This is a genomic window from Sphaerospermopsis sp. LEGE 08334 (assembly GCF_015207205.1).
GTDB lineage: Bacteria > Cyanobacteriota > Cyanobacteriia > Cyanobacteriales > Nostocaceae > Sphaerospermopsis.
Window position 1 is genome coordinate 37,761 of record NZ_JADEXH010000003.1, and the last position, 23,221, is coordinate 60,981.

Consider the following 23,221-nt stretch of genomic DNA (forward strand, 5'->3'; position numbering starts at 1 on the left):
CTTTCAATAACATCCTGTAAATCCTGAAATCCTGGACATCCTGATTCAGACAAATAAAGATTTTATCTCACGCCAAGACGCCAAGACGCAAAGAAGAAATTTTCTGTTTTTCTCTGTGTCCTCTGGGGTTCATTTATCCAAAAAATAGATATATAATATTATTTTCAATAACATTCTGAAAATCCTGAAATCCTGAAAATCCTAATTCAAACAAAATTAATCATCATGACTTTAACAGAAGAAATTCTTTCTCAACTTCCCGGAAATGTCTTAAATGGTTTACGGCGCACCGACCAAATTTTAACATCTTTGCGAAGCGATAACCAAACATTCACAGAAGTAGTTAAACAAAACTCCACACCTTTAAATTCTGTAGACTGGGATGTAATTATTTGCGGTGGAACTTTAGGAATTTTAATAGGTTGCGCTTTAGCAGTGCGCGGTGTGCGGGTAGCATTATTAGAAAGAGGAATTTTACAAGGAAGAGAACAAGAATGGAATATTTCCCGTAAAGAGTTGTCAATATTTAGAGAATTAGACTTATTAACAGAAACAGAGTTAGAAACAACTATTGTCACAGAATATAATCCCGCACGAGTGAGTTTTGCAGGTGGTACAGAAGTTTGGGTAGAAGATGTTTTAAATATTGGTGTAGATCCGGTTTATCTTCTCGCAACTTTAAAAAATCGTTTTCTAGCGGTAGGAGGAATTTTATTTGAAAATACTCCTTTTAATGAAGTGGTAGTTCATCCCGATGGGGTAATAGTCAATAACCAATTTAAAGCCAGATTATTACTTGATGCAATGGGACATCTTTCACCTATTAGTAAACAAGCACGTCAAGGAAAAAAACCAGATGCACTTTGTTTAGTTGTCGGAAGTTGTGCGGAAGGTTTTCCGAAAAACGACTCAGGGGATTTGTTGTTATCTTTCACCCCTTTACAAAATCAATGTCAATATTTTTGGGAAGCTTTTCCCGCAAAGGATGGAAGAACAACATATTTATTTACCTATATGGATGCAGCACCCCAACGCTTGAGTTTAGAAGATTTATTTGAGGAATATTTGCACCTGTTACCAGAGTATCAAGGTGTGGAAATTAATCAATTAAATTTTAAAAGAGCGTTGTTTGGTTTCTTTCCTAGTTACCGCGAAAGTCCTTTACAAACTCTTTGGGATCGTATTTTACCTGTGGGTGATAGTAGCGGAAATCAATCACCTTTGAGTTTTGGCGGTTTTGGTGCAATGATTCGCCATTTACAACGGTTAACTTTTGGCATTGAGGAAGCATTGCAAACCGATCAATTATCATCTTCATCCTTAAAACTTTTGCAACCATATCAACCGAGTTTAAGTGTAACTTGGTTATTTCAAAAAGCTATGAGTGTGGGAGTAAATCAACAAATTTCCCCAGATCAAATTAATCAACTTCTATCATCTGTGTTTGCAGAAATGCAAAAGTTAGGAAATCCGGTTTTAAAGCCTTTTTTACAAGATGTGGTACAGTTTTCTGCTTTAACCAAAACTTTGTTAAAAACAGGTTTCTCTCATCCTGTCTTGGTTGCTAAGATTATTCCTCAAGTGGGTTTATTAAGTTTAATTGATTGGATATTAAATTATGTGAATTTATTGATATTTACTCTTTTGTTTTCTGTGAGTTCTATGTTAGAACCGTTAGTTAAGAATCTGCCCATCGAACAACAATATTATTATCATCGTTGCTTAGATGCTTGGAAATTTGGTTCTGGTGGTGATTATTTGGAATAAGTTATTATCTAATAATTTAGCTAAGGCGATCAGATCCCCGACTTCTTTTATATTTATCAGGACTTACGCAAAAGGGAACGAAAGTAGGGGTAATTCATGAATTACCCCTACTTTCGTTCCCTTTTGCGTAAGTCCTATTTATATTGATGTCAATAAATTGTGAATTGATCACAGGAGTCGGGGATATTAAGTAAGTCGGCACGAAAAAACCGAAGCAAGTACAAAAATGTAAAAAAAACGACGGAAGTGGTCAAATGCTCTCGGTGTCACGCTCGGCGTAAACGCCTTGATTGGCTTTCATCCCTCCTATCAAAAACGGTTAAGTTTTGGAGAGTGGCGGAAAAACTTAACCTCAAGGGTTTTTAGCCTATTTTCTTATAAATTGCTTACAACGTCTCTGCATCAATTCTGGGATATACAGCATTTTCCGGTGTAATGAGGTACACTTTGGGCGGGCAAGATGCCCACCCCACAAGAGTTTCATGATTATGATTTGTACCTCATAAGAACGAAATCTGCTGTATATACTTGTTGAGCAATATATATACAGCAAATTGTAGATTAATGAGGCTTCGCTATCAAGGAGTCAGGAGTTTAAGGATATCAAGGAGTTTTTTGTATTTGGAAACGAGGTAAAAACCAACAAAGCGCAAGGTTTTCCTACTCATAGTTTCCAAAACCTTGCACATATTTTCTTTGTTATCACCCTCAAACTCTTTATTCATCGTGGTTTTCAGTTTATTCAGCAAACCCTATTTGATTATTGAATCAAAATGGAGTGTTGACCTTTAATGAGAATATTTTTAAATAATTTTAGCAATCTAGTTGACAAAATATTTCATTACTGTTTTAATAATTTGCATAAAACTACTGAGACTGAAAAAGTGAAGTTGCAAAAGCCAGCATTTCTAGGCAAAGTTTTGGGCAACGAAGGCTTAGATAGTCGCAGACATCGCTTGCTGTTAGTAGCTTTGCTTTTGTGTGCCACTTTACTGCTCATGATGGGGGTTTCCCTGAGTTTAGGGGCAGTGTCAATGACACCGCAGCATTTATTACAAGCCATTTGGCATCAAGGAGAACCCCTCTATCAAACTATTCTTTGGGATTTGCGGCTACCGAGAATCCTGGCGGCTGTGCTTGTGGGTGCAGCTTTAGGAACATCTGGCGCACTACTCCAGGGAATGTTAAAGAATGGGTTGGCTGATCCATTCTTGTTAGGAATCTCCGCAGGTGCTGGTTTAGTAACCATAGCTATGTTTAGCTTTGGATTATTGCAAACGTGGATACCTTTAGCATCTTGGTCTGGAGGCTTATTGACATCAATTATTGTGTATTGGCTGGCTCGCAGAGGAAATGCTATTTCAATTGAACGATTAATTTTAGGTGGAGTTGCAGTCAGTTCCCTATTTGGTGCAATCCAGTCCGTGTTATTGCTGATGGCTGAGGATGGGCAAGTACAAGCAGCACTGAATTGGCTCATTGGCAGTTTAAATGGACGTGGTTGGACGGAAGTTAAGGCCTCTGGAGTCTACATTGTGGTAGCTCTGTTGTTGGGATGTTTATTAGCTCGTACTGTCAATCTGTTGAATTTAGGAGATGAACTAGCGGTAAGTTTGGGGGTGTCAATATTGCGATCGCGCATTTTTATTGGTGGGATTGCTTCACTTTTAGCAGCTAGTGCCGTTAGTATCGGCGGATTGATCGGTTTTGTGGGTTTAATTGTTCCTCATGGTATCCGCTTACTTGCAGGTACTGATTACCGAGCAGTCATACCGTTAAGTGCTGTTGGCGGTGCTTTAGTTCTCACGTTTGCTGATTTGGTGGCTCGTTTAGGTGTAGTGGAGTTACCTGTTGGTGCTGTCACCGCTTTATTTGGCTCACCTTTATTTATTTGGTTACTTTATCGTCGTCAGACAGGATTTTAAATATTTTTCCCTGTTCCCTGTTCCCTGTTCCCTGCCTCAACGGAAAGACTTTTTCAGCAAACCCTATGTATGCCTATACAAACTCGTCATCTTAGTGGTGGTTACACCAACCAGCAGATACTCACAGAAATTAATCTCACTATTGCCAATGGAGAATGGCTGAGTTTAGTAGGTGCTAATGGTTCAGGAAAATCTACTCTCTTGAAACTAATTAGCCGCTTATTGCACCCACAACAGGGAACTGTACTCCTTGATGGTAAAGCAATTCATAGCCAACCAGCTGCGGAGGTAGCGCGAAAACTGGCATTTTTACCACAGCAACAAATTATTCCCCAAGGTTTAACAGTTCGACAATTAGTTAGTTTAGGGAGAACACCACATCAACCTTGGTGGCAATGGGAATTAAACGCTGAGGATCAACAGCAAGTAGCAATTGCCTTGCAGTTAACACAACTAGAAAAACTAAGCGATCGCCCAGTAGAACAACTCTCAGGAGGAGAAAGACAAAGAGCATTTTTAGCCTTAGCTTTAGCTCAAAAACCTAAAATTTTACTGTTAGATGAACCCACCACATATTTAGATATTCACTATCAACTGGAATTATTAGAACTGTTAAAAAAGCTAAATCAACAGCAAAATTTAACAATCCTAACAGTTTTACATGATGTTAATCTTGCTGCCCGTTATAGTTCGCGCATCGCCTTTCTACGACAAGGTAAGTTATTCACCATAGGAGCGATAGAAGATGTTCTCACACCCGATGTCTTAGCAGAAGTTTTAGATATCAGAGTTTCCATTCTTGAAACCCCAGTAGGTTTACAAATCTGCCCTCTAGCTCCTTTGAGTTAAAGGTTTTCTATTCATGAATTAATTATTTATTGGTTATGCCAAATTAACCATTATTTTCCAGTGCCAAAAAATCATGAAAAACAATTTACTTTTTTTCAACATCCTATTCATTACCTTTGGTAATCTTTCAGTTGCATCAGCAGAAATTGTCCAGTTAAGTGATATTAATTTGCCCAATCGTAACGCTCAGTTACTCCAAGAACAACCACAGGAAACAGAGGAAGAATGTCCCCCAGATAATCAAGCTCAATCTAATAATCGAGACGTACCGGAAGGCTGTCAAAAGGAAGAGGAAACAACTAGCTCCCAAGCAGATGCAGATATTGAAATTAGCGTCACAGGTACTCGTACACCCAGAGCATTACAAGATTCTCCTGCAACAATTACCGTCATTGATGATCAAGATATTCAAAATCTTTTTATCCGCGACATCAAAGATTTAGTTCGTTATGAACCCGGTGTATCTGTACGCAATCGTCCCACCCGTGCAGGTAACTCTAGTATTAATATTCGTGGGATTGAAGGCAATCGTGTATTAATCCAAACAGATGGTGTTCGTGTACCTGATATTTTTTTCAACACTAGCCGAGATTTAGTAGATTTTGAATCTCTCAGCAGAGTAGAAATTATTCGTGGTCCGGCTTCTACTCTTTATGGTAGTGATGCCATTGGCGGCGTTGTCTCTTTCATTACCAAAGATCCAGAAGATTATCTCAATGTTTTTAACCGTCCCTTTTATGTAAGTGGGAAAGTAGGCTATAACACCTCTGATTATGGATTATCTGGAACGCTCACTTTAGCAGGAGGAGATGAAAAATTATCAGGTGTATTTCAATATACGCGCCGTGATCAAAATGAGCAACAAAACTATGGTGGACTTGCACCGAATCCCCAAGAAATAGGAAGTAATAACTTCTTTGGTAAAGTTGTTTTTCGACCTAATAATAATCATACTTTTAGGCTGACTAGCGAATTACTTGATCGCAAAACCGACACTGATGTTAGGAGTTCGGCGGGATTTAACCCTTTTACGCGATTAACTACACTTAGTCAATTTGCAGAAGATGATGTGCGAAGAGGCAGAATTAGTTTGAGCCATGACTATGCTAATTCTAATAGTTCCCTCTTCCAAAATTTAAAATGGCAAGTTTATTATCAAGATGCCAACACTACAGAGCAAGTAGAAACCAGTTTTATTAACAATGCCAGACAAAACATTCGTCGATTACAGAAAAATGAGTTTTCTCAACAAATTATTGGCGGAGATGTTCAGTTAGAAAGTAATTTCAACATAGGTAGTGTGAATAATCGCCTGACTTATGGTTTTGATTTATTTAATACTGCTACTACCCGTCCCCGTGATGCGACAGAATTTAATCAAACTACTGGAGCAGTTACAAAAAATGTCATAGGTGAACTATTCCCCAATAAAACATTCCCCGACACTAACACATTAAGGGGTGGCATTTATATCCAAAATGAAATGGAATTTGCCGATGGTAGAATTACTTTAATTCCGGGAATCCGTTATGACTATTATCAATTAAGTCCTAATCGAGATGATGATTTTAATAGAGTCAACACTCAAAATTCTGAAGTCAAGGGTTTTTCTGATTCGGCTATTTCGCCGCGCTTGGGTATAGTTGCCAAAGTTACACCAGAAGTTTCATTATATGCTCAATATGCCCGTGGTTTTCGTAGTCCTCCCTACGATGATGCCACACTGGCTTTTACTAATTTTGCTTTTGGTTATACAGTATTACCTAACGCTAATTTAAAACCCGAAACCAGTGATAGCTACGAAGTTGGTATACGGGGTAATTTCCCACAAGGCAAATTTAGTCTCACAAGCTTTTACAACCGCTACAACAATTTTATTGACACTGTACAAGTAGGAGTATTACCTATAGGTGGTAGATCATTCCAACAATTTCAAAGTCAAAATATCAGAGGTGCAACAATTTACGGGATTGAAGCGAAAGGTGAATACAACTTTAGTAATACTGATGACGGTGTGAGCTTATTTGGTGGTTTAGCTTATGCTGTAGGTGATAACAAAGAAACAAATCAACCTTTGGATTCTATAGATCCTTTCAAAGCAGTTTTCGGACTACGCTATCGTTCTTCGGGTAACATTTGGGGTGCAGAATTAGCAACTACTCTTGTAGCAGATAAAGACAGAGTTAGTGATGCTAATTTCTTTAAACCTAAAGCTTACACCGTTGTAGATTTACTCGGTTACTACAACTTTAATCGCAATACAACATTAAATGTTGGGATTTTTAACTTATTCAATGAACGGTATATTGAATGGTCAGATGTTAGGGGTGTGAATGCAAGCGATCGCTTCCTCGATTTATATACCCAACCTGGTATTAATTTGGCTGCAAGTCTCACAGTTCGTTTTTAATCTTGTAATCAAAACAGAATACATCCGTCAGTTGTCAGAATTTAGAATTTAATTCTGAAATCGTGTCTGAATTTTCTACTCCTTGATGCTGATGGATGTATTCTCACTTCTAAATTTTTCTGCAATTTTCAAGCTTTTTAATATGTCTAAAATTTTGATATCTGGCTTATTAGTTCTAGCTTTAGTAGCTTGTAATTCTACAGTTACCCCTGAAGCACAAGTCACACCCTTAACTCAAAATAATTCTGTCAAATCACCAGAAACATCTGCTCAAAGAGTAGTAGCACTTTCTTCTATTGCTGCTGATATTATCTACCAATTAGATCAAACTAAATTGGTAGGCATGACTGGAAGTAGTTTATTACAAAAAGATTCCAGATTTAAAGATATTCCTCGTGTCAGCGAAAATCAAACCCCACCTAATTTAGAAAAAATTCTCTCTCTCAAACCTGATTTAGCTATCATTCCAGAGGGCTTTTTTACCAAAGAAGCGCAGAGATTACAAGAACTAGGAATTTCTGTATATACTTATAGGCTTAATAGTTGGCAATCATTAGAAAAGCTGACACAAGATTTAGCAAAACATATTAACGCCGATCCTCAGCCTTTAATCAACCGCTATCAAGGTTTCATTAGTGAAATACCCCAACAGAATGTATCAGCTTTAGCATTAGTCAGTTCTCAACCAATTTTATCACCGAATCAAAATAGTTGGGCAGGAGATTTATTGATGAAATTGAAAGTGCAAAATATCACTGCTGACTTACAAGGGCAAAGTCAATTTCGTGGTTATATTACCCTCTCACCAGAGAAAGTTTTAGAAGCGAATCCTGAAGTTATATTTCTTATTAATTCGCCGCAACAACAATCAGCAACAGCAGTGTTAGATGAATGGAAAAAACAATCTTTTTGGCAAAAATTAAAAGCCACTCAAAACAACCGCGTTTATGTACTTGATTATTACGGATTTATTAATGCTGGTAGTATAGATGCCATTGAAAAAAGTGTTAAAAATTTACAGCAAGCTTTATCTGGAGGTCAAAGCGAAAGCATCTAAATCGGCGATGTTCTTGAAAGTCTTTTCCTTGATGTCCAGGAGTCACTTGTCTGCCCCAGGAAAAGACTTTCTGCTGCAAACCCTAATTTCTATTTCTTTTATCCAAAAATTTCAATTGTTGATATATGGAACGAATCAGAGGTAAATTTACATTATTTTCTGCTGCTATTCTTAATGGGTTGCCAATTAGTGCTTCTACTTCTAAAGGACGATTTTCATCAAAATCAATTTTCATGCTGGTGCGATAGGGTTTCATTTTTACGGTATAATCCAACATGGTTTGAATGAAACTATCAGGAATAATTCGCCCTGTACTTTTTGCCCCTAATTGTACTTCCTTCATCAATTGTTCTACTAATGTCCGAGTGTACATATCCGCCATTAATTCATCTGTTTTAGCATCAAGAATGACGGATAACCCATTATAGGGAATATTCCACATCAATTTTTTCCAACGTCCTAATAATAAATCTTCTGTTAGTTCTATTTCAATTCCTGCATTTTCAAAGTCTTGAGAAATTGCTTTCATTCTCTCTGTAATTCCTCCAGCATGATAATTAGTAGCATATTCCCCCAAGGTAATTTGTCCATAGTCTAAATGATGTATGTGTCCTGGGGCAATTTTATTAGAACACAGAAAACATAAACCACCCATAATATTAACGTTGCTGACAATTTGGGCAATTTCTGTTTCTATGCCTAACCCATTTTGTAATACTAAAACTATGCCATTATCTTTAACTACTGGTGGTAATAATTGTGTTAGTATATGGTTTTGGGTGGTTTTTAGTGACACAACTACCACATCGCAGCTAGGCATTTTTTTGACTTGATCGTAAACTTGCACTTGGGGTAAACGAAAGTCACCGTCTTTAGACTGGATCAATAAACCATTTTGCTTAACTTGTTGATAACCACTATTAACTAAAAAGTGGACTTCATTACCAGCTTTTTGCAGTTTAGCCCCGTAAAAACCGCCTAATGCACCTGTTCCTAGAATTGCGTAACTTAAATTACCCATTTTAGCTATAAAGGAATCTTACAACAATCATAAGTTGTTATTTTACCAGGATTTTAACGTAATAAAACTTAAACATGATTTACTATTTTGTATAACCTTCAACAGATATGAGGTGACATGAATGGCTGATATTGTTGATATTGCAGTTAGTAATGATGGTTTTCAAACTTTGGTAGCTGCGGTAAAAGCTGCGAGTTTGGTGGAAACTCTAAAAAGTCCTGGTCCTTTTACTGTGTTTGCACCTAATGATGATGCTTTTGCTAAGTTACCACCGGGTACAATTACCACTTTATTACAAAATATTCCCCAGTTAACCAGAATTTTAACTTATCATGTCGTTCCGGGAAAGTTGACTAAAGCGGATTTAGCTAAACTGGGTACTGTGACTTCTGTGGAAGGTTCACTGATTAAAATTAATTGTGAAGATGGTTTTGAGGTGAAAAATGCCACGGTTTTAGCAGCAGATATTGATGCTGATAATGGTATCATTCACGTTTTAGATACTGTAATTTTGATGGGTTAAATTTTCAGGAGTCATTCGATTTTGGATTGACGATTTTGGATTTTGGATTGACGTTAGCGAAGCGTACGCAGCGCAGCGAGTATTTTTCTGTTCTGAAGGTCTCAGACCTGTATCAAATTTTTTAATCTAAAATCTAAAATCTAAAATCTAAAATTACCAGTCAGGAGTCAGGAGTCAGAATACTTGATTAATCATTAAAAAGCTGATTACTGATTACTCACTACTTGCGTTATATCAATAATGGTGGGCATTGTCCACCATTTATAATTATCTATGGCTAAGTTGTTTTTTGGGTTAATTCTTTAATTTATGTAAAATAATTCCGGTGATTACTCACTATTACGCTATGGTAGATGAAGACCAAATACTTTTCGGATAAGATCCCCCCGCCTACGGCGACCCCCTTAAAAAGGGGGTAAAAGAGGGCTAAAGCCCCCCTTTTTAAGGGGGGTTGGGGGGATCTTCACAGTTTTTAAACCTTAACCGAACAGTATTGGATTAAGACCAATAAATTAATAAATCAATAAATTAATAAATAAATGTTTAATTGGTAATTTAACTGGTAATCAAACTTTTCATCATCATCTAACCCTATCATCACAAGTTCAAATTAATGCTCGATTTCAACACTTTAGCTGAATTTTCCCGTGCCAACTGTGCTGGTATATGTGCATTTCTTGTACCTGCAAATATTCTGGCTACTTTGTTAACAATTATCCTCACATTCTTAAACCGTCCTAAATTGCAAATATGGCAATCTGCTGGTTTTGCAAGTATGTTTGCTTTTGTAATGATATTCCACGTTTATACTTGGTTTATGATTGGTGTTGTGATGTTACCAACTTTTATTTTATTAGGTTTAGCAATTACTTGTTTGTTGGCTAATTTAATTGCTATTATCTGGCGCAGCAATTCTCTACAATTAGGTTATTTATGGAAGTCTATAAAAATTTAATTGATTGATTTATTCATGATCTGGGATTTTTGAATAAATTGCTGACTTAGATAATTTCGCTCTTTCCTATTCCTGATTTGGAAGATGTGGGAGAGCGATAAATTATTGAACAATTGATTTGTTTTTATTGATAGATTTATTGTATAATGTAATCAATATTAGATAGAGTCAGGAGAAATTTATATGCTGACTGATACTACGAAAAAATTATATGAACAAGATTTTTACTTGTGGATACAAACTACAGTTAAACTGTTAAGTGAAGGCAAGCTAGAAGAATTAGATATTGAGAATTTGATTGAAGAAATTGATAGTATGGGAAGGAGAGAGAAAAAAGAACTAAAAACTCGTTTAATAGTCTTAATAGAACATTTATTAAAACTGCAATATTGGACAAAAGAAAAAAATTATAATGCTAGAGGTTGGCGGAATACTGTTGTGGAACAAAGAAGACAAATAGCTTATAGTTTGGCAGATAGTCCTAGTTTGAAATCTATATTAAATGATGTATTTTTAGAATGTTATCAAGATGCGAGAAATGATACTTTGAGAAAATATCAACTACCTTCGGAATTATTTCCTGAAGATTCACCTTTCTCTTTATTGGAAGTTCTAGATGCAGATTTTCTACCTTAAATTGAGTTTTAAGTTGAGTCTTAAATTGATTGCGATCGCCACCTTTTGGGTAGCTATCGCTTTGTGAATTACAAACTAATTAAAAACTAATTTCCCAGCTTCATTTCTGAGAAAATAAAATCTACAGCAGCTTGTAAATTTGCAACAATTAAATCAGGTTGATAAGATTGTAATTGAGTGCGATCGCGTATTCCACTTTCGACACCTATCATCTTTACACCGTGTTTTTTAGCTGCTGTGATATCCGCTTCTGTGTCTCCCACCATCCAAGTTTCAGCAACGGGAGGAAGTTCTTTAATAGCTTTGGCCATCAACAGTGGTTTATCTTCAATATCACGGGTTTTTACATAATCGTTACTTAAACAATAACGTCTATTTTCTGGGAAGAATTGCCCCAAATCATACTTATCAAAAGCATAATCTAATTCTCGCACTCGACGCATAGTCATGACAACTAAATCAACTCCTGCTTGTTGCACTTTGGTTAAAGCATCTAACGCACCAGGAACAAGAACATCATATTGAAAATAGGGTTGGGTGTGTACAGTTTGTTTACGAATTTTCGCAAATTCTTCCCCTTGTTCTGCATTTAAACCCGATTTTAAAGCAACTTCTTTTTCAGGAATGTGCGATCGCTTGAGTTGCCAAAATTCCGCTTTAGAAAGTTCCCTTACCTCTTGATCAGGATATTTAGTTTTTTCCAGACAAAGTTGATAAACTTGATAGTACCTTTCGGAAACGTCCATAATTGGACCATCAAAATCTGTAATTAGTCTCAGCATCAGTTATTCATGTTAATTTTTTTATCATTATCTCAGGAAAGAGGGAACAGGGAACAGAAAGAGATGGGGAGGAAAGGGAAACAGGGGAAGAAAAATTAGTTCTTTATTGTTCAATTCTTCTTTCTCTTGCCTTTTGCCTTCTTACTGTCACCTGTCACCTGTCACCTGTCACCTCTTCGACTGACAAACCCCCGTTTAATTTGTTCACTTTCCATAGCAGTAAATAAAGCGTGAAAGTTACCTTCACCAAAACCAGAAGCGTGAGAACGACGTTCAATAAATTCCAAGAAAAAAGTCGGTTCTGTAAAAATTGGTTGGGTGAAAATCTGCAATAATAAAGCTTCTAAAGGTGCATCTTTTTGAGAGTCTACCAAAATTTCTTGTTGGGCGATCGCTTGTAATTCTTCAGGTGATAAAGGCAAATTTAAACGTTGTTGTAACTGTAAATAATAGCTTTTGGGAACAGAGAGAAAAGATAAACCAGCAGCACGAAAACGAGCGATCGCATCAATTAAATTTCGAGTATGTAAAGCGATATGTTGCACACCAGAACCACGATTAAATTCTAAAAATTCCTGGATTTGGGAATTAGCAGAAGCAGGTTCATTAATTGGTAATTGTACCTTACCATTAGCAGAAATCATCACCTGACTATGCAAACCAGAAAAATCAGTTTGAATATTAAAACTTTGTTGGGGTTGAAAATCAAGAATATTTTGATACCATTTAACAGCAGTTGGTAAATCCCCAACTTCCACATTTAAAACCACATGATCTATACCTATAAAACCATCCTGTTCAATAATTGTTTTTTCAATATTTCTTTCTATTAGTGAATGACTCAATTTACCCCAACCAGAAATTTTTGCATATTTGTAAAATTCACAATTTTCAATAGGTTGTAAAAGTGTAGCACCATTAACAGTAGCCTTTGCTGTAACCGTCTTTAAATCGTCCACAACAAAAGCCACATCAACCACACCAGGAGGATGAAAACGTAAATATTCCGCTACAGGGCTACATGGTAAAAGAGGTGAAGAAAGTAAAAAATAGACATCACCATTTTTCACAACTTCAGTGTGAGTGTGTAACGAATTTCCCTGATTTTCATAACTGGGAAACAATGAATTAACTACTCTTTGAAAACCCAGATATTTGACAAACCAATCCCGCCAAATGTGGGCATCTTCTACATAGAAGTGAACGTGATCAATTTGGATCATAATTGTCTAAATCAGGATTTACAGGAGTTAAGGAGTGACAGAATTTAAGAGGTTGTTTGAAAAGTTTTAGATGGTGACTTTAGATACCCCCCTGATCCCCCCTAACCCCCCTTAATAAGGGGGTAACTAGAGTCAAAGTCCCCCTTTTTAAGGGGGATATAGGGGGATCTGAAAATGTTTGATACATCATGAGAGACTTTTAAAACATCCTCTAAGCTGTTCCTCATTTAAACTGTATAACCTAAATAAGTTTAAATCTTGTGGGGTGGGCATCCCTGCCCGCCCAAACCAAATATTTAAACTATATTTAAACTAAGTGATTTTTCACTAGAAAAATAAATGACTATCAGGCTGAATATTAATTTCCATTGGCACAGCTTGAGGTTCAGCCGATAAAGCATAGAAAATAGCATTAGCCGCAGTTTCACAACTAAGCATTTTTGTTCTATCAACCTTCAAGTTTACATGATCCCAAAAAGGAGAATCTACACCACCAAAATAAAACAAAGTAAACTTCACACCAAAACGTTTAAGTTCATCCGCCATACACTTACTAAAACCCACAACCCCAAACTTAGAAGCAGAATAGGCCGCAGCCATCGGCATTGAATGTTTACCTAAAATTCCCACTACATTACAAATATGCCCAGATTTGCGTTTTTGCATTTCCTTAGCAGCAGCTTGAGAAGTATAAAAACAACCTTTTAAATTCAAATCCAGAATTTTATCTAATTCCCCTGGTTCTATATTGTTATAACCTTTGAGAATACCAATACCAGCCGCATTTACTAAAACATCAACTTGCCCAAAATGCGCCAAAGTTGTTTGTATTAACGCTTCCACCTGTTCTGGTTTTGTAATATCCGTCGGCACTGTCAGCACTTTCCCTGATAACTCACCAGCCAATGTTGTTAAATTCAAGCCATTTCTAGCAGCTAGTACCAACTTAGCCCCATTGAGTGCCAGTTTACGAACTAAAGCTGAACCAATACCACCAGTAGCACCAACGACGACAATAACTTTATCCTGCATGACAGTATTGATAATCTCTTTACATTTCTTTATATACTATAGCACTAGTCATGAGTCAGTCGGGGTTATTGCATAGAACCCGACTTCTTTAAAAAGTCCTGGATCTAAATAAAAACTTTATATTTCATATTTCTCATTTTTCTTTTTCCTGGGATCTCTTTAATTTCTTCACACTATCTTTTACTAGTACAAAACCAGTATACTTGGTTGGTACATCAAGAATTTTCTCGAAATGTTTTTGCAATTCCTGAGTCAAATCTTGCAGTTTTGGCAATAGCTGATCATTTTCTACATTTGTTATTTCCATAGGAGAATTGATAATTTCTACGTTTTCAACACCCAAATTATTGAGAATTTGCCAATGCTCATCCTCTGTAATTTCCAATTCTTGACGCATTTTTTCTAATACTTCTAAACCTTCAGAGTATTTCATCTTTCCTTCCACTAAAAATTCCCGTGCCACACCTTTGTATGCTTGATAAATTTTGTTTTTTGTGAAACTTGGTAATACCTTGGCTAATACATATATTTCCTGAGTGTTTAATTCTTTGATAGAACGTCCATCTAAATATTTGGGCAAATTGATATCTAGTTTTTCTAGTTGCTTGCGTAAACGATTCGCAACACTTTCTCTTGAGTAAATATCCGGGCTACGTTTCCAAGTTTTGTATAGCCACATTGTACTCAAGATGACTAATAATATAATCAGAGGACGACCAGCAAAAATAAAAAAGAAGTTGAAAATGCCAAAGGTGCAAATGGTAAAAATTCGATGTCTGATAGTATCAATAGAAAGATGAAGATGATGACGCAGACTATAAGCTTTTGCTTTTTTTTCTATTACTTTTCCGCACACATAGGCAAGAGCTGTAAATCCTCCAAGAGTCATCGGCACTGCAACTATTTTAGGTATATTAACTGTTTTTCCTAACACATAAAATCCTGGTGCAAACAGTGATGCAAGTTGATCGGTTTCTCTTGCCCAAACACCAGAAAAGTAATAATCCCAATTACCAGCATACAGATAGTAATAAACAAAATAACCAATAACCAAACCAACATAGCCGTAACGTAAAAACGATGATTCTGGACGTTTTAAATCAGCCCAATAAGTTCTTTCAGAATCAATATCAATACAAGGATTTTGACAAGCTACACAAGCACTTTTTTCTTTACCATCTGGTAATGTAGTACGGCACATTGATTGAGTAATTAATTGCTCACTTGTATGAGCCTGACTGCTAAATAATCCACCCGGTTCACCATAAATCTTTTGCACTGTAGCCATCGGACAAAAGTAGTTACACCAAGACTTGCCACTATATAAATAACCCACAGTAATAGCGAATACAATGGTAAATAATAGCCATAATGTTAACACTAAACGATCTGCATTAAAAAATAAAATACGACCACATAAACCTACAAACAGCCATGCAAATTGTACATAGGGATAATTTTTGCCTAACCATGAATCAGGCTTAATTTTTACTAACTCATAACGTATTTTTCCAGTTTGAGGATCTTCTCGTTTGATTTGACGCTGCCAACCTAAAGAGCGGGGAATTTGTGATAAAAAAGATAGGGGGCAAATTCTTCGCCACATTTCATGTCCAAACACTAGTAAAATGAATATAGAAATGGGAATAATTGCTCCCCAAAATAAGGTTGTTCCCAAAGCATAAGGCTGTTCTGAGAGGCATTTATCTTGTACTTGAATACAAGTATTGGACAATCGGAAAGGACTCCAAGTATTTTCAGGTTTAGTCAATATTGAAGATAAAGGATCATATAAAAAAGATGCAATTAATCCTAGCCATAGGATAGTTAATACCCAGCGTATTTTGTGTATTAGACTTTCAGATATACGATCAAACATGATTCTTCGGTACTTGTTATGCTAAATTACTAATTGGGTAAGAAAGAACAGGGAACGGGGAACAGGGAAAAAATCTTTAATTTTCTATTTTTTTAATAGTAATAATAATTATTGCTACAGCTATGGTTAGAGTTTTGTTGTATGACGTAATGCTTATATCCTGATTATAGCTATCTATTCTTACATCTGTCAATGGGAAAAGTCGGATCTCTAAAGTCAGAAAAGTCAGGGAGGGGTTAGTTAGAGATTGTTTGAAAAGTATTATATGAAACCCGTAATCTCCAACAACCTAACCTCCTAACCCCCTTCCTTACAAGGTAAGCGGGTTTTAAAGCATCTCCGCTTGCAGGGGATAAGTTTGGAGAGGGGTTCATTTATACCTTAAACACTTTTCAGACATCCTCTGAGGTTTATTTAATGTTTTTTTAAAGTTAGATCACTTATTGTCCTGAATATTTTTCATACTTAATATATTTCCTATTTATCCTTCATTAAATATTTAAAATTCTTATGAATAAATTTACTATCATAGTGCTGACTGGACATATATCGGGATGAATTAATGATCTAAGAGCTATGTAGGATATGTTCTGTCAAGTAGTTCATCGGGAGCATCCCAATTGTGACAAAATAAACGCAACAACACTAAAAAATCTCTCACAATCTCTTACCTTTGTGTCCTTTGCGTCCTTTGCGGTTCAATCATATCAAATCTTGGAGCATTTTATTTCCCTAGATCAAAATAAATTTACACATTTGGGATGCTCCACTTCATCAACCTGGAAAGAATAACTCTTATTGATGTAAGAAACAACTTTGAGTATAAATCATCTCCAAGGAAAAATATCTCAAAGTTTGATCTCCAAATTTGCCCTCATCATTATCTTCCAGATATATTGTTTTTATAGTAGAGGACTTTTATAGTGGCTACAAGTCATCTCAATCGTAAACAAGTAATTACTACCTCTAAACAAAGCGTATTTGATCTTAGACAAATAGCTACAATTTTGTTTTACAGACGCTTTTTAATTTTAGGGGTTTCCTGTGCAGTAATATCAGTTACAAGTCTTTTGGCTGTCATTACAAAACCGATGTACCAGAGTTCTATGCAAATCATGGTAACTGATGATTTGGATCAAGAATTACGATCAACTCAGAGCCAAACACAGAGCCAAATAGATGTAACCAGTGAGTTAAATAATTCTGATAATTCATCTAGAGAATATACTCAGCAGATGAAATTAATGCTGAGTTCTAAACTAGTACAAAAAGCAGTTGATTTACTACGTGCTGATTATCCCAATATTACCTTAGAAGATATCAAAGGTAACAGTGATACTGGCAAAACTGGATATTTGCAAATCAAACCCGCAGAAGAAAAATTATCATCTAATGAGGTTAATAATCAAGTATTTGTCGTCTCATTTAAAGACCCCGATCCTGTCAAAACCCAAAGAGTATTACAAGCTCTGCAAAAAGTTTATCAAGACTATAATATTGAACAAAAAAATCAGCGTGTTAATCAAGGTTTAGCGTTTGTTAACAACCGATTACCAAGGTTACAGAACGAGACATTAGCGGCTGAAAAAAGATTAGCATTTTTTCGCAGGAAACATAATGTAATTGATCCACAAATACAAAGTAAAATATTGTTAGAATCTCTGGCTGATATTCAGAAACAACGACAAACTAACCGTTTACAACTCGAAACTGTAGAAAATCGCTACAAAAGTCTAGAACAAAAATTAGCATCTTCCCAAAAGAATGCACAGTTAAATGCTAGTTTAAATCGTTCCAGTAACTATGAAGCTTTAGTCAATGAACTTAGAAAAACAGAAACTAATTTAGCTCAGGAGCGTTTGCGCTACACCGATAATTCTCCAGTGGTGATCAGACTGAAGGAAAAACGCCAACTTCAGATGGCATTATTACAAGAACAATTGCAAAATCAAGCTACTAATACTGATAAAAATACAGAGAATTTATTAACTGTTGATAACAAATTATCTGAGGAGTTAGCCGGGTTGAGTAAACAACGCAATTTACTCATGAATAAGGAAAATAACTTAGTTAAATCTGAACAAGAAATTCGCACACAGTTAAATACATACCCCAGCCTCATATCAGAATATAATCGTTTGCTATCAGATGTAAAAATCCAACGCCAAACACTTGAACAACTGGTGCAATTCCAACAATCATTAGGATTGAAAATTGCTCAAAGCGGATTTGAATGGGAAATTTTGGAAGAACCAGCAGTAGGTATTTATATTGGTACAAAAAAATGGTTATTGATTATTGGTGGAATAGTAACTGGACCAATTTTAGGTGTGATTGTAGCCTTAATTTGGGAAATGTTTAACAAGGCAATTTTTTCACCTTTACATTTACAAAAACTAACAAATATCAGATTACTTGGTTCTGTGCCAAAATTGGGTAAACCTAGTTGGAAAAGCAGATTGAAAGAAATATTGAGACAGAAGCAAGAAAAAACAGCATCGGTAATTCCAGAAAACATAATTCCAGAAAACAAAAGTAAATTATCCAGTCATGAAACCCTGGATATGATTTACCAAAATCTGCAAATCTTTAAAAATTCCTTACCTTTTAAATCTTTGATGTTGACTTCTGCACTACCGGGAGAAGGGAAAACAACCTTAACTTTAGGGTTGGGAGCGAGTGCAGCGAATATGCACCAACGGGTATTAGTCATTGATGCTAATTTGCGATCGCCCAGCTTACACAAAATTTTGGGAATCTCTAATGATTGGGGTTTATCTTTATTATTGCTGGATGACATCAAGACACAATTTCAAAATTATATCCAACCTATTCACCCATCAATTGATGTTTTGACTGCTGGACCAAAACCAGATGATGTCACCAATCTCCTCAGTTCAGGAAGACTCAAAGAATTAATCGAATCTTTTGAAAAAATCTATGATCTAGTTTTAATAGATACTTCTTCTATTTTAGATAGTGTTGATGCTAGAATTATTGCCTCTGTTTCTAATGGTATTGTCATCGTCGGACGCATCGGGCAATTAACACCACATCAACTAATGCAAACAACAGAAATTTTGAGTCAGTTAAATTTAATTGGTATTGTTGCCAATGAAGTCAATAATTCAGGTGACAGGTGACAGGTGACAGGTGACAGGTGACAGGTGACAGGTGACAGGTGACAGGTGACAGTGAAGAAGAACTTTCTATGATTTCTGACTTCTGACTCCTTGATCTCCTGACTCCTTGATCTCCTAAAGTTGAAGTCGCAACTTTCTCACAAGGAAAAATATCTTTTAAACTGGTAAAGGCTTGTGATTCAACGGTCAGCATGAAAATCCAACTTTATTTAGGCGCTTTATTTTCCCAAATTCAAGGAAAACATTGGTGGATAGGTATCCTGTTATGGTTTATTTTAGTTGCTCCTGCTCAAGCATCTGTGATCCTGCGCGTAGCAATTGAAAAGGGAGTCAATCAAGTTAAAGTTGGTGCTTCCACGACAGCAATAGTTAAAGATAGTTCTGGCCGTACCCTGGGACAACTACCAGGAATGAGTGCTTATGCAGCGCAAGCAGTTCCCGGAGGAGTAGCGTTAGATAAATGGCAATCTGGTTTATTTTGGATTGAACCTACAGCTAAAGGATTTGTTTATATAGGCGATCGCTGGTTTCGCGGTAGAACTTTGGTTATCCCTACCGAAAACGGCTTAACCGCTGTCAACTGGGTAGACTTAGAAGAATATCTTTACAGCGTTATCGGTGGAGAAATGAACTCTAGCTGGCCGCAAGAAGCTTTAAAAGCCCAAGCGATCGCCGCCCGCACCTATGCCCTCTACAAACGAGAACAACAACGCAACAACCCCATTTTTGACTTAGGAGATACCCCTGATCGCTGGCAAATTTACAAAGGTGTCAGCAGCGAATCTCGCAACACCTACGCCGCAGTAGATAGCACAGCCGGTCAAGTCCTCACCTACGACAACCGAATAATTCTCTCAGTATTTCATGCCTGTTCTGGTGGACACACCGAAAACGTAGAAGACGTTTGGGGAAACCCTCTTCCTTATTTACGCGCTGTTCAAGACTTCGATCAAAACATCAAAGAATGCAACTGGAGCAGAACCTTCACCCCAGGAGAAATTAGCTCCCGCATTTCTGGAGTCGGTAACGTCAGAGATATGATCATTGAATCTCTCTCCCCGTTCCGCAGTGTTAAAACTTTAAGAATTGTGGGAGATCAAGGTACAAAAGTCCTCAAAGGTGAAGCAGTCCGCACTGCACTAAAACTGAGAAGTACCCGTTTCACTCTCAACAAAGACGCAAATGGTAACTTTACCCTCCAAGGATTAGGTTTTGGACATGGTTTAGGTATGAGTCAATGGGGAGCATACAACCTAGCTAAACAAGGAGCAAACCACCTGCAAATTTTAGGACATTATTACAAAGGTGTCGCCTTAACTCCTATTCAAGCTAAGTAGTCAGGAGTCAGGAGTCAGGAGTTCAGGAGTTCAGGAGTTCAGGAGTTCAAGGAGTCAGGAGTTCAAGGAGTCAGGAGTTCAGGAGAAAGAATTAATTTTTTACCCTATTCCCTATTCCCTATTCCCTGTTCCCTGTTCCCTGTTCCCTGTTCCCTGTTCCCTGTTCCCTGTTCCCTTCTTACTGTCACCTGTCACCTGTCACCTGTCACCTGTCACCTCTCTTCATCTAACAAATTCTGCCTTTTCACCTGCTCAAATTCCTGTTCTAATAAATCTCTATCACTAGAATAAATTAAATCCTCTTGACCAATTACTTTCTCACCGGCAAACTGACGAGCAAAATCAATCTTTTGTTGTAAAGTATCATCCGCATTTCCTAAAATTCTTGCCCTTTCTAAACGTTCACGGTTACGATTAGCAATTTTACCATTACGCCATTGAATCCAAAAATAACGCGCTAACGGTATTCCTAAAAAACCAATTCCATAAGCTAACAACAACCAATAAATTCCTTGGACAAAGCCAACCAATCCCCCTATTTGCGCTGCAACTTCTCCACCTTTTAATAAACTTCCTAATATTAAAGCTCCCACAATATTCACCACACCCAGACCAGCACTGAGCATAATTTGTCCTGAACTCGCAGCACTAAACCGCCACAGATTTTCATCTAAATATGGATCTACTGGTTGACGGAGTTTTTTACTAGCTTGTACTTGCAATTCGGGGAAATAATATACCATTTGTCCTTCAGGACTTACCTGGGGTTTTCCATTAAATCGCACCAACACAGGTAACATATAATCTTCATATTCTTGTTGGTATTTTTCACCCAAATTATCTAAATATGGTGCTATTTGTTCTGCAACCACCGCCCCTTGATTATTTCTAATTACAATCCCAATTTCTCGCCAACGTCTTTCTTCTAATTTCGCATTCGGATTTCCATCACCAAATAAAAATGAAAATACAGCTTCTAAGAAATTGAAATCACTCTTTTCTCTTCTTTCTCTGCGTCTTTCTTCCCCATAATAATCAGGACTAAAATACCAAAATAAATCCGGGAAAAAGAAGAAATTAAACCCACCACCGCTACCTCTATTATCTCCATCACGGTCTGAATTAGCAGCAGTAATTATGATAATAATAGTGAGAGTAATCAGCGCAATCGAAGCAATTAACAAAATCCCAAAGGAAATTCTAATTAAATAAAACAACACTCCCCAAATTTTTTTCCACCATTCTTGCAAACGCAATTGCAAATATTTATTTCTTAAAATTGTTCTAAAATTTTGGGGAAATTGATAAACAATATCACCTGTTTCTGCTACCTGTAAATGTCCACCAGCATCAGACGCTAAAGCTAATAAACCTTGGTTCGCTTCAGCCACATTTAAACCCGCTTGACTAGCTACATCACCCACAGTCACACGGCAGCCTAATTGTTCCACAGATCGCATAATAGCGGGATTGGGAGTCATTGTCTCTCCTCTCCTGTTTGATTTTATAGTGCTTTTATTTAGTATAAATAATTTATCAAGAGGGAACAGAGAACAGGTGACAGGTGACAGGTGACAGGTGACAGTGGGAATAAATTATTACCAATTACCAATTACCAATTAATTTAAATGTTACAATTAAATACAATCTTGGTAAACCAGCAAATTTTCCGCCTACTATGGTTCAATATACTCTTGCTCAAAGCCCAGAAATTATCCTGACTGTTCCTGGTAAAGATTCGGCTAAAGCTCGTGATAAAGCAATGGATCAGTTGATGGAACTGATGGAAGCTGATAAACTACCCACAGAATTAGAAGAAGGATTTGGTCCCCAACAGTTAATAGAAGTCAAAGAACCAACTGTTGATAATACTAGCGGTGAGGATGCCATTACCCAAGCTGTACAAGTTCTCAGCAATTTGGCTACACTCAAGTTAAAAGTCCAGGAAACCCGCACTGAAGCTTTAGAAATTCGTAAAGCTGTTGATGTTCTATTTTCTGATAATACTGTCACTGAGGAAGAAATTACCCGTCTCAAGGAAGGTTTCAAGGTTCTCAAAAATTTCGCCCAAGCTAATATTCGTTATCAAGAAGCAAAAGCGAAAGCTGAACAAGCTAGAGAAATTTTAGATCAAGCTTTAAAATCACCCGAAAAATAACAATATTGAGTAATTGGTAAATCTAAAATCCCAAATCTAAAATCCAAGGGAGCATCCCAACTTAAAAAAAATGTCCGCAGCAACACTAAAAAATATCTTAAATTCTCTTGCCTTTGTGTCCTTTGCGCCCTTTGCGGTTCAATCATATCAGTCCCTTGGATCATTTTATTTCGTTAGATAAAATAGATTTACACATTTGGGATGCTCCCAAATCCAAAATCTAATATACCAAAAAGGGTAGACTTTTGAATCTACCCTTAATAATTATTTGATAATGCTGGGGCGCTAGGATTCGAACCTAGGGATGGCGGGACCAAAACCCGCTGCCTTACCGCTTGGCTACGCCCCATCGCCTTGTCTTTAAATAATATAGCAGTAACCCCATAGGTTTTGTCAAGGGTTTTTTCCAAAAAATTTCCAAAAAATTTCCGATTTGTTAGCAGGGGGCTATAGAAGATACCGGACTTCTTGGAGAAATCGTGGATCTGAGGGATTTGGGGCAAAAAAAGAGGGAAGGTTGTTAT

General features: G+C 36.8%; 18 protein-coding genes and 1 tRNA gene. 11 read left to right on the top strand and 8 right to left on the bottom strand.

Annotated features, from left to right (window positions below):
- Positions 1–225 precede the first annotated feature (225 nt).
- The 5 genes from IQ237_RS02560 (at position 226) to IQ237_RS02580 (ending at position 8,008) form a co-directional block, all read left to right on the top strand.
- The gene (locus IQ237_RS02560) at positions 226–1,767 is read left to right on the top strand and encodes an NAD(P)/FAD-dependent oxidoreductase (RefSeq protein WP_194051977.1); all 1,542 of its coding nucleotides are present in this window, start codon (positions 226–228) and stop codon (positions 1,765–1,767) included.
- 956 nt (positions 1,768–2,723) lie between these two features.
- The gene (locus IQ237_RS02565) at positions 2,724–3,692 is read left to right on the top strand and encodes a FecCD family ABC transporter permease (protein WP_375539895.1); all 969 of its coding nucleotides are present in this window, start codon (positions 2,724–2,726) and stop codon (positions 3,690–3,692) included.
- 69 nt (positions 3,693–3,761) lie between these two features.
- Positions 3,762–4,541 carry an ABC transporter ATP-binding protein gene (locus tag IQ237_RS02570; RefSeq protein WP_194051979.1) on the top strand — a complete coding sequence of 260 codons (780 nt, stop codon included), beginning with the start codon at positions 3,762–3,764 and terminating at the stop codon, positions 4,539–4,541.
- A gap of 73 nt (positions 4,542–4,614) precedes the next feature.
- Positions 4,615–6,951: a TonB-dependent hemoglobin/transferrin/lactoferrin family receptor gene (locus IQ237_RS02575; RefSeq protein ID WP_194051982.1), complete on the top strand. Its 2,337-nt coding sequence runs from the start codon at positions 4,615–4,617 to the stop codon at positions 6,949–6,951.
- Positions 6,952–7,093: 142 nt separating this feature from the next.
- Entirely contained in the window at positions 7,094–8,008 is a 915-nt protein-coding gene (locus IQ237_RS02580; protein WP_194051984.1) for an ABC transporter substrate-binding protein, read from the top strand.
- 82 nt (positions 8,009–8,090) lie between these two features.
- On the opposite strand, the gene IQ237_RS02585 is transcribed toward IQ237_RS02580, so the two are convergent.
- Positions 8,091–9,029 carry a putative 2-dehydropantoate 2-reductase gene (locus IQ237_RS02585; protein WP_194051986.1) on the bottom strand — a complete coding sequence of 313 codons (939 nt, stop codon included), beginning with the start codon at positions 9,027–9,029 and terminating at the stop codon, positions 8,091–8,093.
- A 121-nt stretch (positions 9,030–9,150) separates the two neighbouring features.
- Here IQ237_RS02585 and IQ237_RS02590 point away from each other — a divergent pair, with 121 nt between their 5' ends.
- From IQ237_RS02590 to IQ237_RS02600, 3 genes are all read left to right on the top strand, one after another.
- Positions 9,151–9,552 (top strand): fasciclin domain-containing protein, encoded by a 402-nt coding sequence (locus IQ237_RS02590; protein ID WP_194051988.1) that lies wholly within the window; start codon positions 9,151–9,153, stop codon positions 9,550–9,552.
- A gap of 613 nt (positions 9,553–10,165) precedes the next feature.
- Positions 10,166–10,507, top strand: a complete 342-nt coding sequence (locus tag IQ237_RS02595) for a hypothetical protein (protein WP_194051990.1) — start codon at positions 10,166–10,168, stop codon at positions 10,505–10,507.
- Between the two features lie 183 nt (positions 10,508–10,690).
- A complete protein-coding gene (locus IQ237_RS02600) occupies positions 10,691–11,143 on the top strand; it encodes a DUF29 domain-containing protein (RefSeq protein ID WP_194051992.1) in 453 nt (150 codons plus the stop codon).
- Between the two features lie 86 nt (positions 11,144–11,229).
- Here IQ237_RS02600 and IQ237_RS02605 read toward each other — a convergent pair whose 3' ends face one another.
- The 4 genes from IQ237_RS02605 to IQ237_RS02620 all read right to left on the bottom strand — a co-directional run bounded on the left by IQ237_RS02605 (position 11,230) and on the right by IQ237_RS02620 (position 16,059).
- A complete protein-coding gene (locus IQ237_RS02605; protein ID WP_194051994.1) occupies positions 11,230–11,925 on the bottom strand; it encodes an HAD family hydrolase in 696 nt (231 codons plus the stop codon).
- 161 nt (positions 11,926–12,086) lie between these two features.
- Positions 12,087–13,148 carry a 4-hydroxyphenylpyruvate dioxygenase gene (gene hppD / locus IQ237_RS02610; protein WP_194051996.1) on the bottom strand — a complete coding sequence of 354 codons (1,062 nt, stop codon included), beginning with the start codon at positions 13,146–13,148 and terminating at the stop codon, positions 12,087–12,089.
- 327 nt (positions 13,149–13,475) lie between these two features.
- Positions 13,476–14,180, bottom strand: coding sequence for an SDR family oxidoreductase (locus IQ237_RS02615; RefSeq protein WP_194051998.1), 705 nt, complete (start codon positions 14,178–14,180; stop codon positions 13,476–13,478).
- Positions 14,181–14,313: 133 nt separating this feature from the next.
- On the bottom strand, positions 14,314–16,059 hold the full coding sequence (locus IQ237_RS02620) for a 4Fe-4S binding protein (RefSeq protein WP_194052000.1): 1,746 nt from the start codon (positions 16,057–16,059) through the stop codon (positions 14,314–14,316).
- 923 nt (positions 16,060–16,982) lie between these two features.
- Between IQ237_RS02620 and IQ237_RS02625 the strand changes: the two genes are divergently transcribed.
- Both IQ237_RS02625 and IQ237_RS02630 read left to right on the top strand, forming a co-directional pair.
- Positions 16,983–19,202, top strand: a complete 2,220-nt coding sequence (locus tag IQ237_RS02625; RefSeq protein WP_194052002.1) for a polysaccharide biosynthesis tyrosine autokinase — start codon at positions 16,983–16,985, stop codon at positions 19,200–19,202.
- 191 nt (positions 19,203–19,393) lie between these two features.
- Positions 19,394–20,539, top strand: a complete 1,146-nt coding sequence (locus IQ237_RS02630; RefSeq protein ID WP_194052004.1) for a SpoIID/LytB domain-containing protein — start codon at positions 19,394–19,396, stop codon at positions 20,537–20,539.
- A gap of 212 nt (positions 20,540–20,751) precedes the next feature.
- On the opposite strand, the gene IQ237_RS02635 is transcribed toward IQ237_RS02630, so the two are convergent.
- Positions 20,752–22,020 (bottom strand): hypothetical protein, encoded by a 1,269-nt coding sequence (locus IQ237_RS02635; protein WP_194052005.1) that lies wholly within the window; start codon positions 22,018–22,020, stop codon positions 20,752–20,754.
- Positions 22,021–22,217: 197 nt separating this feature from the next.
- Here IQ237_RS02635 and IQ237_RS02640 point away from each other — a divergent pair, with 197 nt between their 5' ends.
- The gene (locus tag IQ237_RS02640; protein ID WP_194052006.1) at positions 22,218–22,697 is read left to right on the top strand and encodes a hypothetical protein; all 480 of its coding nucleotides are present in this window, start codon (positions 22,218–22,220) and stop codon (positions 22,695–22,697) included.
- On the opposite strand, the gene IQ237_RS02645 is transcribed toward IQ237_RS02640, so the two are convergent.
- Both IQ237_RS02645 and IQ237_RS02650 read right to left on the bottom strand, forming a co-directional pair.
- The gene (locus tag IQ237_RS02645; RefSeq protein ID WP_194052008.1) at positions 22,670–22,861 is read right to left on the bottom strand and encodes a hypothetical protein; all 192 of its coding nucleotides are present in this window, start codon (positions 22,859–22,861) and stop codon (positions 22,670–22,672) included. The two genes, IQ237_RS02640 and IQ237_RS02645, sit on opposite strands and share 28 nt — an antisense overlap.
- Positions 22,862–22,974: 113 nt before the next feature.
- Positions 22,975–23,046: transfer RNA gene (locus IQ237_RS02650), tRNA-Gln, on the bottom strand.
- Between the last annotated feature and the right edge of the window lie 175 nt (positions 23,047–23,221).